A 16,322-nucleotide genomic window follows, 5' to 3' on the forward strand; every position below is an offset into this window, starting at 1 on the left:
ACCCTGCCCGTCGGCCCGTCCGTAACGTTTGTTGCGGACGGGCCGACACGTGGTCGAGTGCGGCGCCCCCACGGCACCGCCCCTCCCGAAAGGCACAACTACATGAAGATCCGTCGCTTCACCGCGGCCGCCGTCGGCTGCCTCGCGCTGACCGTCGTCGCGCCTGCGAGCGCCACTGCGTTCCCGCTGGTGAACCTGCTTCCGACGGGCATCGCCGATCTGATCGGCTCGGGCTCGGCGAATCCGTTCGCTCCCCCGCCACCGGCGCCCGCACCCGCACCCGCGCCGCCCGTTGCTCCGGCACCGCCCGTCGCCCCTGCGCCCGCACCGCAGCAGTCCACACCGGCACCCGCACCGCAGCGGTCTGCCCCGAGCGGGGGCTACAAGAACTGCACCGAGGCGTGGAACGCCGGTGTCGCTCCGCTGTACCGCGACGAACCCGGTTACGCTCCGCGTCTCGACCGCGACGACGACGGCAAGGCCTGCGAGATCGACCCCCGCTGATCCACCCGTGGGGCCCGGGTCATCCCGATCGGGTGTGCACACACCGATGGTCACGTTCCTCGGAGCCATCGGAAGCGGCACTCCCGATCGGGATTTCCCTGCTCGATGCAGTCGGTGGGGTCTCGACCGAGCCGTGCGGCCGCAGATCGACACGCCGCGCTTCGCACTCGCTGCACCGAACGTAGAGCACCCACCCCGCCGAGGTGGAGTGCCGCGATTCCACCGTCCAACCGTGTTCGTGGGCAGGGGGAAGCACAGGGTCGGGCTCGCCGTGACTCGTCCGCGTGGTCATGTGCACCACCATGATGTAATGCCCTTATGCATCTCAACCCTTACGGCGAGTACGCGGTGCTGCTGGCGGCATCACTGGCCAACGCCTGGCCCGCCACGCGCGGCGACATCGTCGCGCGCACCCGAGATGTCGGGATGACGATGGAGTTCGCCGAAGCGCCCGACGATCACCTCCGCACGCGCGAGGTCGTCGACGACTGGCTGACGGTCGTGGACGCGGCAGACCCGAACGAACGCGCGCGTCTGCTCAACGCCCAGATGGCCACGGCCACCGCGTATCCCCGGTTGACCGACCACGACGACGAGGGCTGGCACCTCCACTACCGCGCCGAGGAGACATCACTGCCGGACGTGCTCCGTTCCGTCATCAGTGTGGGTACCGCGCTGCACCTGACCACCCGCGGTATGCACCGCCTCGGACGCTGCGCCGCGGGACGCACCCCCGGGGATCCGTGCACGGCCGTGGTCGTCGACGTCACACGAAACGGACGTCAGCGCTACTGCTCCGTGCGCTGCGCGAATCGCGCGGCCGTCCGCCGACACCGGGCCGCGGGCCGATGACCCCGCGTCGTCGACGGAAGGCGGCACCGACGATCTCGTCGACCGAGATGAGAGCTCTCTCATCTCGGTCTCATCGGTACATCACACGACTCGACGACCCTCGAGGGCGTGAAGATCGTCTGGACAGTGCTCGGAGCAGCCGTGGCCGCAGCAGCGGTGATCGTGTGGTTCGCCGTGCGTCCGGCCGAACCCGGCGAACCGATGCCCCACGCGCCGATCGTCGCCCCCGCCGTGACGACTTCCCCCGATGCGGACGTCCGGCGGCAGGCACCGACGTCCGACCCCGGCGGAATCGTCCCACCTCCCCCCGCCTACGACGATCGGGACGACGATGATGACGGGGACGACGATGATCCGGATGGCGACGACGAGGACGACGATCGAGGCGATGACGATGACGATGATGATCCGGACGAGCGCTGACCCCGGCCGGTGATGTCGACGATCCCGCGTCGATGGCCCCGACTCCGCAGCGCCCGGGCCCGGATCGCGGGGTGGGTGCTGCTCCTCGTGTTGTCCGCGCTCGCCGTCATCAGCCTGCTCACCTGGTTCCTGACCATCAGATCCGTCGATCAGCGGATGCGCGATTCGCTGCGCACGGAGATCGCCGAGTTCACCACACTCACCGAATCCGGCGTCGACCCCGCCACCGGTGCACCGTTCGCGACCGTCGACGACGTCCTCCGCGTGGTGATCACCTACAACCTGGCGCGACCCAACGAGAAGTTCCTCGGATACGTCGACGGGCAGTTCCGGTTCCAGAGCCGCGAGCAGGCACCGATCCGCCTCGCCGACGACACGGGCTTCACCGATCTCGTCGCCTCGAGCACCCACCCCGTGGAGGGCTCGTACGAGAGCGGTGCCGGCGAGGTCCTGTACCTCGCGGTACCCGTGTCCCTCGACAACGATCCCGCCCACGGGGTGGTCGTCGCCGCGTACTTCGCCGACCAGGAACGCGAGAGCGCGAACGACACCGGGCGGATCATGGCGGTGGGAGGTGCCGTCACCGCCATCGCCGCGGCCGCGGGATCGTGGGTGCTCGCGGGCCGGATCCTCGCCCCCGTCCGCAACATCACCACCACCGCCCACTCGATCACCGAAACCGACCTCTCGGGTCGGATACCACCGTCGTCGCCGGATCCGGGGGACGAATTCGGTGTCCTCACCGCAACTCTCAACGATATGCTCGACCGTGTCGAATCCGCGGTGTCGGGCCGACGTCGGTTTCTGGACGATGCCGGACACGAGCTTCGCACACCCATCACGATCGTCCGCGGGCACCTCGACGTCATGACCGCGACGGATCCGCAGGACGTGCGGCAGACGGTCGCACTCGTCGACGACGAACTCGAACGCATGAACCGCATCGTCTCCGATCTGCTGTTGCTCGCCCGAGCCGAACAACCGGAGTTCATCCGGCGCACCGTCGTCGACGTCGCGGCACTCACCGACGAGATCTTCGGGAAGGCGAGCCGACTCGCCGACCGAAACTGGGTGCTCGAGGCGTCGTCGCCCGCACACGCGCCCCTGGACGCCCAGCGCATCACCCAGGCGGTCCTCGCTCTCGCCGACAACGCCGTCCACCACACCGATGCCGGCGACCGGATCGGCATCGGGAGTCAGCTCGCCGACGGGCGGATCCGGATCTGGGTGAGCGACACCGGATCAGGTATCGACGAGGACGAGCAGAAGATCATCTTCGACCGCTTCTCGCGTGGTCGTTCGGCGACGACCCGCACCGACGGTGCCGGACTGGGACTGTCGATCGTTCGAGCCATCGCCCAGGCACACGGCGGTGCCGTGTCCGTCGGTAGCGTGCCCGGCCGCGGCTCCACCTTCACCGTCACCGTTCCCGTCGATCCTCCGAGCGGAAGCGAGTCCCGATGAGTCGAATCCTGATCGCCGAGGACGAACCCCGGATCTCGTCGTTCATCGAGAAGGGCCTCCGTGCCAACGGATTCAGCACGGAGATCGTCGAGGACGGCGTGACGGCCTACGGCCGGGCACGCAGCGGCGACCACGACCTCATGGTGCTCGACATCGGGCTTCCGCAGATGGACGGATTCGCCGTACTCACACTGCTGCGCCGCGACGGATCGTCACTGCCCGTGATCGTCCTGACCGCACGCGACAGCGTGCACGACGTGGTCGCCGGCCTCGAAGGTGGAGCCGACGACTACATGCCGAAACCGTTCAAGTTCGAGGAACTCGTCGCTCGGATCCGTCTGCGGCTCGGAGGTGGGCGACCATCGGCGGTCACCACCCTCGACAACGGGGATCTGACCCTCGATCTGCGGACCCGACAGGCGCGGACGGGTAGCACGGTCGTCGATCTGTCCGCCCGCGAGTTCGCCCTGGCGGAAGCGTTCATGAGGCATCCGGGGCAAGTACTCAGCCGCGAGCAACTGTTGTCGAACGTATGGGGTTTCGACTACGACCCGGGTTCGAACGTCGTGGACGTCTACGTCCGCTATCTCCGCGCGAAGATCGGTGCCGACCGCATCGAGACGGTGCGCGGGATGGGGTATCGACTCGTCGATCGTGCGTGATCGTACCGACGACTCCCACCCCGCGGATCGACGCGGGATCCGCGGCGGCGGAAGGTGCCGGACGGGCGGGGTTCGATATCCCCTCAGTCGTCCCAGAAGTCGTCGTCCCAGAAGTCGTCGTCCCGATCGTCATCGTCGTCGTGGAGATCGTCGCACCGATCGTCCCAGTCGTCGTAGAACTCCTCGACGTGGTCCGGGTACCGGTCGTCCCAGTCGTCGTACCATCCGTCGCACGTGCTGACGTCGATGACCGGGAACTCCCCACCGGGCTGCGACACCGGCGACGGGGCCCGCTGCACGGAAATCGGTGCCGGAGCGTTCGACTCACGCCGTTCGTCCGGATCGTCGGCGGATGCGACGCCCACCGCACCCACCGTGACCGCTGCTGCCAGAGCACCGACTGCCAACCACTTCCTACCGAACTCCATCTCGTTCCTCCTGTGGGACGGTGCGCCCTGTTGCGCACGACCCAATCTGGTGGACCGAGGTGAGAGACCGGGGAGACCCGTATGAGGATGCTCTCATCTTCGGCGGGTCCGAGCGTTCGTGCGGCCCCGGACACGCGTGGTCGATGCCCTCGACGTCAGATGAGGTTCTTGTCGGCCTTGATGCGGCGACGCAGGTCCGCGAGCACCGCGTGGCTCCCGCCGTGCCGGATGAAACGCGGAATGAACCGGTTGACGAACGAGACGAACACGAACAGGTGCTCGAAACGCCGGCGGTCGTCGTCGCTCCAGGCCAGCCCGAGCTTCTCGCGCATCAACGGGGGCAGGGTTCCGATGGTGAGGAATTCGAGGAGATTCCGGAACATCACCCGCAGCGGCCAGTTGATCATCTTCAGGCCGACGAGGTCGAGCAGGTACTGCCGGGTGGTCTCGTCGTAGGTGACGCGTTCGCACGCGAGGTTCCAGTAGCGGTCGAAGTCGGCGCGGGTCGCCGGCCACATGTCGTCGGTGACCTGCAGCGTCGTCGCCAGCGGTGACGCGGTCGAGTAGAAGTCCTCGAGTTGGGCGTCGTCGAGGCGGCCGTGCAGCAGCTGGTAGGTGTCCTCGAACCCGATGTACAGGCAGGCCGCCACCCACATCTGGAGCTCGCGGTTGAACGCGTTGTACTTGACGGGGCTGGTCTCGTCCGAGCGCACCTGGCGGTGCGCGACGTTGACGGCGTCCCGGAAGGCATCACGTTCCTCCTGTGTTCCGAGGATCGCCACGGCCAGGTACTGGGTGGTGGTGCGGGCCCGTTTCCACGGGTGGTGGACGAGGGACCCCGACTTCACCTTCGATTCCATGACACCGTAGGCCACCTCGGGCCAGCCGAAATGCATCACGACGTTGGCCGCGGCCCCGGCGAACGACCAGAAGTCGATCGCGTCGGGCAATGCATGTTTCCTGCTGCTCCACCGGTTGGGTCCGCTGGTGATCTCGATCCGGGTCTGCGCGGACGTCAGGACCGGTTCGACGGAAGCGTCCGCGAGGTAGCGGGCGGGCATGGTGAACTCCTTCGACGAGGGATGACAACGGTGCGGTACACGGCAGCCGTCAGCGGGCGCCGTCGTTGACCCCCTCCCACAGCATCCGCCAGAACGCCTGCAACTCGGCGCCACTCGGAACGAGGATCGGATCGGCGACAACGGGCGGACCGACCACGGTGCCCGGGGTGGTCGAGCCGGCCAGACCCAGATCGTCCGGACGCGGCGCGTTCATCGCGCCTCGCTGCGCGAGATCCCGCCCCGGGGGACAGTAGTTCGCCGTACTCGGTGTCACGGGCGAGGTGTCGCCGACGGCACGGCGCGGTGTGTCGTAGAAGCACACCGGCCCCTGCGTTGCGATCAGTGCGAAATCGGCGCGGTCGCCGTGCACGATGGATTCGAGTGCGGCGAGCCCCCGAGGGATGGCGACGAGCCCCGCCGCCAGTGCCGACGAGCGATCGGAGATGATCGGGGCGACGCTGTCGAGATTCGCGACGATCGCCCCGAACGACTCCTCGTTCTCGGCGAGCACACCGTCGGCGCGGCGCATCGCATCGGGCGTCGTCGCGAGCATCGACGAGATGCGGTCCTCGTTGGCGTGCAGGCTTTCTGCGAGCCGGCGGGCCGATGCCATGCCGTCGACGAACTGTGTCGAGTTCGCAGCCATCGTGCCGGTGAGATCGATACTGCGGGTGAGCAGATCGGCGATGCCCCCGACGTCGGCCTCCAGACCGGCGGAAATGCGGTCGACGTCGCCGATCAGACGCGCGAGGTCCGGACCGAGCCCTTCGAATGCCGAACCGAGTTCCGCCCCGACCGTCGCGATGGTGCCCGGCTCGACGCTACCGAGGAGCTCGGCGGTCTGCGCGAGTGTCTCGCCGATCTGGACGGGTTGTTCGTCGGCGGGCATGTCGATGGTGTCGCCGTCGGTGAGGTACGGCCCACCGTCGGTGCGCGGGAAGATGTCGACGTTGAGCATGCCCGCGAGGGTGCCCTGGGTGATCTTCGCGTACGAGTCGGCGGGAACCTCCGAGTCCGCGTCGAGATCGAGTTCGATGCGCGCTCCACCGTCGAGCGGCGCGATCCGCACGGACGCCACCGTACCGATCGGGACGCCGCGGTACGTCACGACCGTTCCCTCCCCGACGCCGAGTGCGTCGTCGACCAGCGCCGTCACCCGCATCCGTTCGCCGAGACTCGAGCCGACGATGTAGTAGATGCCGTAGGGCACCACGATCAGTGCCGTCGCCGCGAACAGCAACAGTTGGACGAGCACGATCCGCCTCATCGGATGCCTCCCCCGAGCAGGTTCTCCAGCGACGTCGTCGACGCGGGTTCGGTGGGTTCACCGAGGAAATAGCCGCCGGCGAAGACCGAGTCGAGGCTCTCGGGGATCTCGAGCGCCCCGTCGAAGACGAGGTAGTCGCCGCGGACGGCGCGGCCGAAGTTGTCCATGAAGCTGTTCATGTTCGCGAGCGTCGTTCCCATGCGGTCGTTGAAGGAGGCGAGGGTCGCGGCCACCGTCTCGGCGTCGGTGAGCATCCCCGCGATGCCGCCCGGTGTCGCGGCCGTGTAGGCCTGCACGGTGCTCGCCAGCCTCGTCGTCGAGTCCAGCAGCGCCACGATGCTGTCGCGTTGGGACACCAGGACGTCGACGGCGGCGGCGGTGCTGTCGAGATATCGACTCATGACCTCCTCTTCGTCTGCCATGCGACGGGTGACGTCCGCGGCGAGAACCATCGCGCGGTCGAACTCCGTCTGCTGGTCGATGGCCTGGGTCATCAATGCGGTCGCCGAGTCGGCGAGGGCCTGCACCTCGTCGGATCGCCCGCCGAACGCGGTGTTGAGTTCGTCGACCACCGTGGAGAGTTGATCGAGCCCGCTGCCGCTGACGACGGTACCGAGGGTCGCGAGCATGGTCTCCACCCGCGGGCCCAGTTCGGTGTCGGCGACGGCGACGACATCGCCGTCCGACAGCGACACCGACGCGGGGTCGTCGGGCAGGACGAGCCTCAGGTAGGGGCTGCCCAGCGCGGACGGGATCTCGACGGACACACGGATATTGCGTGGAACGCCGACGTCCGCGCCGAGGGAGACACGCACGTTCGCACCGGTCGTCGCGACGTCCATCGCGGCGACCCGGCCGACGACCTGCTGCCCGTAGCGCACGTCGGCGCCGAGCACGATGCCGTCCGCCGCCGGTAGCTGGACGATGACGTCGACGGTGTCGCCGCCGGCGGAGCGTCCGACGGGAAGATCCTGGATTCCGTATCCGCATCCGGCCGCGGAGAGGAGTCCGGTGGCCGCGACGGTGAGAACCGTGCCGCGCAGTCTGGTGGTCATGGGTTTCCTCCGGTCACGGCGGTGACGATGCCGAGCGGGTCGGATGCGCTGATGGGGAACGAGATCGGGTTGGTCAGGCCCGCTCCGGTGCACAGCGGGATCGGATGCTGCTCGCAGAGCGGCACCGCCACCGCGAACTGGGTCAGCGCCGTCGACACGTTGAGCCGGATGCGGCTGCGCCCGTCGGGGCCGACGGTGGCCTCGAGGTTCTGCATCATCAGCGGCACCAGGTCCATGAACTCGGCCAGCCCGCTGCGGTTCTGCGCGAGAACATCGCCGACCTCCTGAAGGTTGCGGGTGATGCCGCCGAAGCTCTCCCGGTGCTCGGTGACGAAGCTGTCGAGTTGAGCGAAGACCACCTCGAGGTCCGCGAGCGGCCCGGTGAGGTCCAGGTCGGTCTCGTCCGCGACCGTCGACAGTGCGCTCAGATCGTTCACCAGCCCGTCGAGGCTCACCTGGCGCGCGTCCATCGCGGCGACGAGCGCATCGAGGTTCTGCACGAGTGCCGTGAAGTCCTCCGTCGTGCCCCCGACGATGGCGGTCGCGGAACCGAGGTCGCGGATCGCGGCGTTGAACACCTCACCTCGACCGGCCCACGCGTCGGCTCCGGTGGCGAGGATCTCGCCGATGTCTCCCCCGTCGGGTCCCATCGCCTCGACGAGTGTGGAGAGGCTGCCGAGCATACCGTCGATGTCGATGGGCGCGTGCGTCCGTTCGAGGGGGATCACGGTGCCGTCGGTCATCGTCGGACCAAAGGTGTGGGCGGGGCCGAGTTCGATGAAACGTTCGCTGATGATGGCCGGGCTCATGATGTACGCGGAGGCGTCGGCCGGCACCCGCACCGAGTCGGGGAACGACATGTCCACCCGCACGGACGTGCCCTGCGGGCGGATGTCGGTGACGGTGCCGACGGCGACACCGAGAACGGACACGGTGCTACCGGTGTAGATGCCGTTGACGTACTCGAAGTCGGCGCTGATCGTGGTGGTCCGGTCGGTGCGTCCGAAGACGTACCAGACGGGCAGCACGATCAGGAGGACCACGACGACCGCGGCCGCGACGATCCGGCGGCGCCGCGAGGGCGCGGCGGGGACGGAGTTCATCGACATTCCTGCATCACCCCCAGTGCGCAGAGCAGATTGTCGGGCAGCACCGCGGACGGTGACGTGACGTCGGCCCAGGTTCCGTTGCCGGTGGCGTTCGTGACCGTCCGCAACGCGGCCGGGAGCCGCTCCATCAGCAGTCCTATGTCGTCGACGTTGCGCTGCAGGGTGTCGGTCACCGCCGTGAGGTTCACGACGAGTCGGTCGGCGGTCTCGCGGTCCTCGGTGAACGTCGTCGCGAGGGTGCCGATCACGACGCGCAGATTGTCGGCGAGCCCGGTGAGGGCCTCTTCGCGGACGGAGAGGGTCGCCGCGATCGTGCGGGCGTCCACGGCGGTCTCGACGATCGTGTCCTGTTGTTCCGCCATCATTTCCGACAGGGATCGCGACACGGTCAGGAGCCGGTCGAACTGTTCGCCGTGTCGCCCGAACGCGGTCGACGCGGCACTGATGCCGGCCAGGGCCCGCCCGAGATCCGCGCCGTCGGCGGGCATCACCTGAGACAGGGTCGTCATCATCTCTTTCACGGCGTCGATATCGAGTTCCTCTGCGACACGGTTCGTTCCGGCGCCCAGTTCGTCGAGAGAGTACGGGACGGTGGTGCGGTCGAGCGGGATGATGCGGGAGCCGTCGTCGAGCCCGCCGGGGCGAAGTTCGAGATAGCGTTTGCCCAGGACGGTTTCGAGCCGGACCGATGCGGTGGAGGTGTTGCCGACGGTGCGGGTGTCGTCGACGCGGAACTCGACGTCGACATGATCGCCGGCGAGGACGATGTCCTCGACACGTCCCGATGGAACACCGTTGACGTACACCGGGTCTCCGACGGCGAGGCCCGCAGCGTGGGCCAGCTGCGCGGTGTGGGGTTCGGTGCGGACCTGGTACCACAGGCGGGGCAGCCCGATCGCGGTGAGGAGCCCGACCACCAGCACGGCGATGCCGATGGAGCCGAGGACGAGGGGCATGTGCGCGTCGTCGCGTCGGCGCCGGCCACCACCGAACAGGAATTCGATTGCACCGACGACGATGTCGATCAGCTTGACCAGGAACATCATCGTTGTGTGTGCTCCTCGGGATGGGTCGTGGCGGGTCCGTCTGCCGGTGCGCCGACGAGGTCGATAATTCGGGTGAGAAGGATCATGCGCACACCGGCGAGTGGGTCGGTCCGAAGATGTTCACTTCCGCGTCGCCCGCCTTCAGCGTGAAGTTGCACAGGTACAGACTCACGAATCCGCCGTACTGCCCCGTGCGGTTGATCCGGTCGGCGAACTCGGGGAGCCGGGCCACGAGTCCGTCGAATTCGGCGGTGTCGGCATTCCAGCTTCCGGTGACGGAACGGAGGTTCTCGAGAGTGCGGGTGAACGCGCCGTCGGACGTGTCCATCGCGTCGGCGAGTTCGGCGACGGTGCTGCTGCCGCTGTCCAGGAAGGCTGCGAGGCGACTGCCGTCCCCGACGACGGTGTCGCCGAGGACCGACAATCCGTCGACGAGGGCGCCGAGTCGGTCGTGGCGGCCGTCGATCGTGCCGAGCAGCCTGTTCATGTTGGTGACGACCTCACCGAGGATCCCTTCCCGATCGCCGAGCTGCGTGGAGAGCACGGCGACCCGGTCGAGGAAGCGGGCCACGGCGTCGCCGCGGCCGTTGAAGGTGTCGACGATGTTGCGGGCGAGCACGTCGACCTCGTCCGGTGGCAGCGATTCGAACAGGGGACGGAACCCGTTCATCAGTGCGGTCAGGTCGACGGGGGGTGTGGTCTGCGCGACGGGCACGGTGCCGCCGGGGTCGAGGATCTGCGGTCCTCCGGGCGCGTCGACGTACGGCTCGGGCAGGGTGAGCGCGACGTAGCGGGCACCGAGCATGTCGCCGTAGCGCACGGCGGCCTCCACATCGGTGGTGAGCACCCGGTCGCGTTCGATCTCGACGGTGACGCGGGCGAGAGTGGTTCCGCCTTCGGCGTCGACGACCTCGACGGAGTCGACGCGGCCGACCCGGACTCCGGACAGTGTGACGGGGTTGCCGGCGTTCAATCCCTCGACGTCGGTGAACTCGAGGACGTAGTCGTCGGTACTGCCGCGCACGGGCACGGCGAGGGTGTTGTGGACGAGGACTCCGCACACCGCGCCCACCACGCAGTAACCGGCGAGTGCAGCGGATTGGGATCGCTTCAGCTTCACGGGATTCGCACCTCGCTTCCACGGACGAGCGGCCCGAGCACGATGCTCACCGCGGCGCCGAGTGCGGACTCGGCGTCCGTGGGTGGACCGGCCCCGTCCTCGATGCCCGCTGCGGTGGGCTCCGGGGTGTCTGCGCCGGTGATCTCCTGCTGCAGCAGCGCCAGCGGTACGGTCTCGGCCGCGCCACCGATCACCGTGGGAACAGGTTGCGCGTAGGTGCCGTTGCCGGAGCTGTTGCAGAACGCACCGGTGAGGGTGCCGTAGCTCGGGCAGTCCGCGGAGGTGTACGGCAGCGGGTCGGCGAACGACGGCACCGCGGTGATGTCGAACCGTCCCGACGAGAACACCCGGGTGCCGGCGGCACCGAAGCTGCCGGCGTTGGCGAGGGTGTCGTACAGCCCGGACGGGTTGGCGGCGGTGGTCGCGAGAATCGTTCCGAGCGAGTCGATCACCGTGATCGTCGCATCGTGTCGCGGCCCGGTGAATCCGTCGACGGATGCGGCGAGCAGCCCCGCCGCCCCGAAGGCGTCGGCGAGCCGGTCGCGGTTGCGGACGATCGCCGCGGAAACCTCCGCGGCGGACGCGACCGTCCCGACGATGTCGGGGGTCGCCGTCGACAATGATTCCAGTACGTCCGCGAACTGCGCTGTGCTGCCGATGAACTCACTCACGACCGGGGCGAGTCTGTCGTCGATCACGGACAGTCGGTCGATGGTGCGTCCGATGGTCTCGCCGTTTCCGTCCAGCGCGCTCCCGAGGGCGCTGAGCGCCACGGTGAGCTGCTCCGGTCTCATCTCGCCGAGCACGTCGGCCATGCGGGTGAACAGGTCGTACATGGCGACGGCCTCGGGGCCGGTGTCGGCGACGACGGTGTCGACCTCGCGCAGCGACCGTCCGGAGGCCGGTCGGGATGTTCCCGCGGCGGAGCCGGGTACGTCGACCAGTTCGACGTAGACGTCACCAAAGAAGGTGCGGGGCACGACTCGGGCCCGGACGGAGGCCGGTACGTGGGGTGCGGCAGCGGTGTCGATCGCCAGGCGGACCGACGATTCGACGGCTCCGGCGTCGATCGATGCGATCTGCCCGATGTCGACCCCGTGGTAGCGCACGGGCGCGCCCGCGCCGACGAGTCCCACCTCTGCGGGAAGGTCGACGAACACGTCGTCGGTGCTGTCGAACGTCCCGGCGCCGCGCAGCACCATGCCGACGGCGACGGTCAGCGCCAGGGCGAGACTCAGGGCGCCGCGGACGGCGTACGCCCGTTTCCGACGTGCGCTGGGCCGGTCCACGGTCACACCCCCATTCCGGGTACTTCGGGGACGAGGCCCCAGAGCGCGAAGGTGAGCAGCACGTCGAGGACACCGATGGACAGGATCGCGGTGCGCAGGGCACGTCCGGCGGCGGCGCCGACCCCGGCGGGCCCACCGGACGCGTAGTACCCGTAGGCGCAGTGGACGAGGCTGACGACCATCGCGAACACCAGCGCCTTGATCCCGGAGTACAGGAGGTCCTGCGGGGTGAGGACGAGGTGGAAGAAGTAGTCGTAGGCACCGGCGGACGCACCGTTGAACACCACCACGACCAGGCGTGTCGACAGGTAGCTCGCGAGCAGCCCGATCATGTAGATCGGGATGACGCACACCATCGCGGCGACGGTGCGGGTCGCGGCCAGGAACGGGATCGAGCGGATGCCCATGGAGTCGAGGGCGTCGACCTCGTCGGAGATGCGCATGGCGCCGATCTGGGCGGTGAAGCCGACACCGACCTTCGCGGACAACGCGATGGCGACGACGACCGGTGCGAGCTCGCGGGTGTTGGCGACGGCCGAGAGCATCCCGGAGACGGTCGTCATGCCGACCAGTTCGAGGCCGCGCTGGGTTTCGACACCGAGCATCATCGCCGCGGCCAGCGACATGGCGAACACGATGCCGATGGTGCCGCCGCCGGAGAGCAACGACTGCGTCCCGAAGCTGACCTCGCTGATCTGCGCGACGACATGTTTGCGGAACCTGCTCAGAGCGTAGGGGATCGACGCGACGGTGCGGACGTAGAAGGTCACGTGCATGCCGAGCGTGGCGAGGTTGTCGCCGATGCGACGCACCGATCGGCCGGCGTGCGCCAGGACCGGCCGGTCCAACACCGTCATCGGAACTCCCCCACCGCCGGGACGATCACCGTGTACAGCGCGGACAACGCGGTGTTGACGATGAAGACGAGTGCGAATGCGATGACCACCGCCTCGTTGACGGCGTCGGCGACACCGCGCGGGCCGCCCTTGGTGTGGAGCCCTTTGAAGGTCGCGACCAACGCCGAGAGTATCCCGAAGACAGCGGATTTCACGAGTGCCATCACGAAGTCCGCGGGACGGCCGTACTCGGCGAAGGTCGCCATGAACGTGCCCGCGGGCAGGTGCTGCACGTAGATGTGGTAGAGCCAGCAGGCGGTGATGCCGCCGGCGGTGACCATCGCGCACAGCGCCGCCGACACGATGATCGCGCCGACGAGGCGCGGCGCGACGAGGCGTTCGAGGACGTCGAGGCCCATGACCTCCATCGCGTCGATCTCCTCGCGGATCTTGCGGGAACCGAGGTCGGTGCAGATCGCGGAACCGGCCACGCCGGCGAGCATGAGCGCGCACACGAGAGCGGAGGCCTGGCCGACGATGATGAACGCCACGACCGCGCCGGAGTAGCCTCCCGCCCCGATCCGTCCGGCGAGTTCACCGACGGACACCGCGATGAAGACGCCCACGGGAATCATCAGCAGCAACGCCGGTCCGGTACACACCCGACCGATGAACAGGGTCTGGGTGACGGTCTCGTGGAGGGACAGTCGGCGGCGCAGCACGGCGGCGACGGTCGCCACCAGCGCCTGGACGGCGAAGCCGATGAGGTAGCCGCCTTCGGTCGCGACGTCGCGAACCGGCCCGCGCGACGCGGGCAGCTCGTAGGTCATCCACCGAATCCCTTCATGTTTCGAACCCCCCGTCGGACATGTCTCGCACGGTGCATCAACGCCCCTCCCCCTGGTGGGTGTCGGTCGAGCCGGAGTCGATCGCGTTTCGGTAGCAGCCTTCGATCTGGGGTGAAGTGTGACACAGAACGCACTCCACAACAAGACTGTAAGTGAATGAATATTCGCACATGATGCGATCAAAATTTGCGCAGATAGCTCCAGGTCAATGCCTTGCTCCCATCAATGAGAGCGAACGTCGTATCCGAGCATGTCGCAAACCCGGTGATCGGCTCGCGCACAGTGGACACCCGCTCGGTGAGCGAGGATGCGGGGATGGGTGACGGAGCACGGATCAGCGCCGCGGTGGTCGGCGGCGGCATCATCGGACTCGCGACGGCGCGTCGGCTCGCAACGCTGGACGTCGACGTCACCGTCTACGAGAAGGAATCCGCTCTCGCCGCGCATCAGACCGGGCACAACAGCGGTGTGGTGCACGCCGGCCTGTACTACACGCCGGGCAGCCTGAAGGCGCAACTGTGCCGACGCGGCATGGAGATGTTGCGCGAGTTCACCGACGAACGCGGCATCCCGTACGACGAATGCGGCAAACTCGTCGTCGCCCTGGACCGATCGGAACTCGGCCGGCTCGACGCGATCGAGGCGCGCGCCCGCGCGAACGGGGTCCCCGGCATCCGCCGGATCGACGCCGCCGGGATCGCCGCGATCGAACCGCACGCGCGCGGGGTCGCCGCGCTGCATTCGCCGCGCACGGCGATCACCGACTACGTCGCGATCGCCCGCGCGTTCGCCGACGACGTCGTCGGCGCGGGCGGAACCGTGCGTACCGGTACGACGGTGACCGGCCTGTCGACGGTCGGTGACCGTGTGGTCGTCGACACCGACGACGACACGGTCGCGCACGACCTCGTCGTCACGTGCGCGGGGCTGCACTCCGACCGGCTGGCCCGTGCCGCCGGCGACCCCGTCGCCCCTCGGATCGTGCCGTTTCTCGGCGACTACCGCCTGCTGCGCCCTCCGGCCGCCGACCGGGTGCGGGGACTGATCTATCCGGTGCCCGACCCCCGGTATCCCTTCCTGGGTGTGCACCTGACCAGACGCATCGACGGGGAGGTGATGGTCGGCCCGAACGCGTTCCTGGCGGCGGGACGCGAGGCGTACGACGGACTCGGCGTGTCGTGGCGGGATCTGCGCGACGCCGTGCTGTGGCCGGGTTTCGCGCGATTCGCGGTGCACAACACGACCGCCGCGTGGCGTGAACTCCGCACCGCCACGAGCAGCCGCCGGTTCGTCGCCGACGCCGCCCGGTACGTGCCGGGCCTGACCGTCGACGACGTGCGGCCCGGTCCCCGCGGTATCCGGGCACAGGCGATGAACGTCGACGGCAGCCTCGAGGACGACTTCGTCATCACCGGGCACGGTCGCGTCGTGCACCTGCGCAATGCGCCGTCACCGGGAGCGACGTCGTCGATGGCGATCGCGGAGTACGTCGTCGACGCGGCGCTCGAGCGTCTGCGCTGAACACGTGTGGCGGCCGGCCGGAACGGGCATCCTGGGTCAGGGCATCGACAACCGGAACGAGGGAGCGCACGCATGGCACGCATCGCATTGTTCGGTGGACACGGCAAGGTGGCACGGCTCCTCGAGCCGCTGCTCGTCGCGGACGGCAACGAGGTCACCGCGTTCATCCGCAACTCCGATCAGGCCGCGGACGTCTCCGCCGCCGGTGCCACCCCGGTCGTCGCCGATCTCGAGCGTCTCGACGTGCCCGGTATCGCGGATCTGCTGCGCGGACACGATGCGGTCGTGTGGTCGGCGGGTGCGGGCGGTGGCGACCCGGCCCGCACCTACGCGGTGGACCGCGACGCCGCGATCAGGTCGATGACCGCGGCGCAGCAGGCGGGCGCCCTGCGATACGTGATGGTGTCGTACTTCGGTGCGGGCCCCGATCACGGTGTGCCCGAAGGCGACAGCTTCTTTCCGTATGCCGAGGCGAAGGCCGCGGCCGACGAGCATCTGCGCGGCACCGACCTCGAGTGGACGATTCTCGGACCGGGCACCCTGACGCTGGATCCGCCGACGGGACAGATCGAGATCGGCGACCGCAGCCCCGGACTCACGGCGACGGTGCCGCGCGCGGACGTCGCCGCGGTGCTCGCGGCAGTGCTCACGCGTCCCCGTACCGCGGGCCGCACCATCGAGTTCACCACCGGCGACACCCCGATCACCGAGGCGCTCGACGCGCTCCCGTGAGTGTTCCGGAGGTCGGTGTCCGCGCGGCGATCATGCCGGTACCGCAAACCACCCGTGCGTACTTCTGGTAGTGGGAGCTACCAGAAGGATCGGAAGAGCGTCGTG

General features: G+C 68.6%; 17 protein-coding genes. 7 read left to right on the top strand and 10 right to left on the bottom strand.

Annotated elements, in window-relative coordinates; all coding sequences use genetic code 11:
• Positions 1–102: 102 nt before the first annotated feature.
• From LDQ05_RS11610 to LDQ05_RS11630, 5 genes are all read left to right on the top strand, one after another.
• A complete protein-coding gene (locus LDQ05_RS11610) occupies positions 103–504 on the top strand; it encodes an excalibur calcium-binding domain-containing protein (protein WP_226437117.1) in 402 nt (133 codons plus the stop codon).
• A 318-nt stretch (positions 505–822) separates the two neighbouring features.
• A complete protein-coding gene (locus LDQ05_RS11615) occupies positions 823–1,356 on the top strand; it encodes a CGNR zinc finger domain-containing protein (RefSeq protein WP_226437118.1) in 534 nt (177 codons plus the stop codon).
• A gap of 108 nt (positions 1,357–1,464) precedes the next feature.
• The gene (locus tag LDQ05_RS11620) at positions 1,465–1,779 is read left to right on the top strand and encodes a hypothetical protein (RefSeq protein ID WP_226437119.1); all 315 of its coding nucleotides are present in this window, start codon (positions 1,465–1,467) and stop codon (positions 1,777–1,779) included.
• A 12-nt stretch (positions 1,780–1,791) separates the two neighbouring features.
• Positions 1,792–3,243 (top strand): sensor histidine kinase, encoded by a 1,452-nt coding sequence (locus LDQ05_RS11625; protein WP_226437120.1) that lies wholly within the window; start codon positions 1,792–1,794, stop codon positions 3,241–3,243.
• The gene (locus LDQ05_RS11630) at positions 3,240–3,905 is read left to right on the top strand and encodes a response regulator transcription factor (protein WP_226437121.1); all 666 of its coding nucleotides are present in this window, start codon (positions 3,240–3,242) and stop codon (positions 3,903–3,905) included. Before LDQ05_RS11625 ends, LDQ05_RS11630 begins: the two co-directional genes overlap by 4 nt.
• An 83-nt stretch (positions 3,906–3,988) precedes the next feature.
• Here LDQ05_RS11630 and LDQ05_RS11635 read toward each other — a convergent pair whose 3' ends face one another.
• The 10 genes from LDQ05_RS11635 to LDQ05_RS11680 form a co-directional block, all read right to left on the bottom strand.
• Complete coding sequence (locus LDQ05_RS11635) at positions 3,989–4,333, bottom strand: hypothetical protein (protein ID WP_226437122.1); 345 nt, start codon at positions 4,331–4,333, stop codon at positions 3,989–3,991.
• Between the two features lie 155 nt (positions 4,334–4,488).
• Positions 4,489–5,394 (bottom strand): oxygenase MpaB family protein, encoded by a 906-nt coding sequence (locus LDQ05_RS11640; protein WP_226437123.1) that lies wholly within the window; start codon positions 5,392–5,394, stop codon positions 4,489–4,491.
• 49 nt (positions 5,395–5,443) lie between these two features.
• A complete protein-coding gene (locus LDQ05_RS11645) occupies positions 5,444–6,661 on the bottom strand; it encodes an MlaD family protein (RefSeq protein ID WP_226437124.1) in 1,218 nt (405 codons plus the stop codon).
• Entirely contained in the window at positions 6,658–7,716 is a 1,059-nt protein-coding gene (locus tag LDQ05_RS11650; RefSeq protein WP_226437125.1) for an MCE family protein, read from the bottom strand. The genes LDQ05_RS11645 and LDQ05_RS11650 overlap by 4 nt, the downstream gene beginning before the upstream one ends.
• Positions 7,713–8,825, bottom strand: coding sequence for an MCE family protein (locus LDQ05_RS11655; protein WP_372461084.1), 1,113 nt, complete (start codon positions 8,823–8,825; stop codon positions 7,713–7,715). The genes LDQ05_RS11650 and LDQ05_RS11655 overlap by 4 nt, the downstream gene beginning before the upstream one ends.
• Positions 8,816–9,871 carry an MCE family protein gene (locus LDQ05_RS11660; protein WP_308013197.1) on the bottom strand — a complete coding sequence of 352 codons (1,056 nt, stop codon included), beginning with the start codon at positions 9,869–9,871 and terminating at the stop codon, positions 8,816–8,818. The genes LDQ05_RS11655 and LDQ05_RS11660 overlap by 10 nt, the downstream gene beginning before the upstream one ends.
• Positions 9,872–9,953: 82 nt before the next feature.
• A complete protein-coding gene (locus LDQ05_RS11665) occupies positions 9,954–10,991 on the bottom strand; it encodes an MCE family protein (protein WP_226437127.1) in 1,038 nt (345 codons plus the stop codon).
• Complete coding sequence (locus tag LDQ05_RS11670; RefSeq protein WP_226437128.1) at positions 10,988–12,280, bottom strand: MlaD family protein; 1,293 nt, start codon at positions 12,278–12,280, stop codon at positions 10,988–10,990. The genes LDQ05_RS11665 and LDQ05_RS11670 overlap by 4 nt, the downstream gene beginning before the upstream one ends.
• Positions 12,281–12,282: 2 nt before the next feature.
• Positions 12,283–13,137, bottom strand: a complete 855-nt coding sequence (locus tag LDQ05_RS11675; protein WP_226437129.1) for an MlaE family ABC transporter permease — start codon at positions 13,135–13,137, stop codon at positions 12,283–12,285.
• On the bottom strand, positions 13,134–13,946 hold the full coding sequence (locus LDQ05_RS11680; RefSeq protein ID WP_226437130.1) for an MlaE family ABC transporter permease: 813 nt from the start codon (positions 13,944–13,946) through the stop codon (positions 13,134–13,136). The genes LDQ05_RS11675 and LDQ05_RS11680 overlap by 4 nt, the downstream gene beginning before the upstream one ends.
• Positions 13,947–14,279: 333 nt before the next feature.
• On the opposite strand from LDQ05_RS11680, the gene lhgD reads away from it, so the two are divergent.
• Positions 14,280–15,485 carry an L-2-hydroxyglutarate dehydrogenase gene (gene lhgD, locus LDQ05_RS11685; protein ID WP_226437131.1) on the top strand — a complete coding sequence of 402 codons (1,206 nt, stop codon included), beginning with the start codon at positions 14,280–14,282 and terminating at the stop codon, positions 15,483–15,485.
• 72 nt (positions 15,486–15,557) lie between these two features.
• Positions 15,558–16,217 (top strand): SDR family oxidoreductase, encoded by a 660-nt coding sequence (locus tag LDQ05_RS11690; RefSeq protein WP_226437132.1) that lies wholly within the window; start codon positions 15,558–15,560, stop codon positions 16,215–16,217.
• The last annotated feature ends 105 nt before the right edge of the window (positions 16,218–16,322 follow it).

Source organism: Rhodococcus yananensis, assembly GCF_020515525.1.
Taxonomy (GTDB): domain Bacteria; phylum Actinomycetota; class Actinomycetes; order Mycobacteriales; family Mycobacteriaceae; genus Rhodococcus; species Rhodococcus yananensis.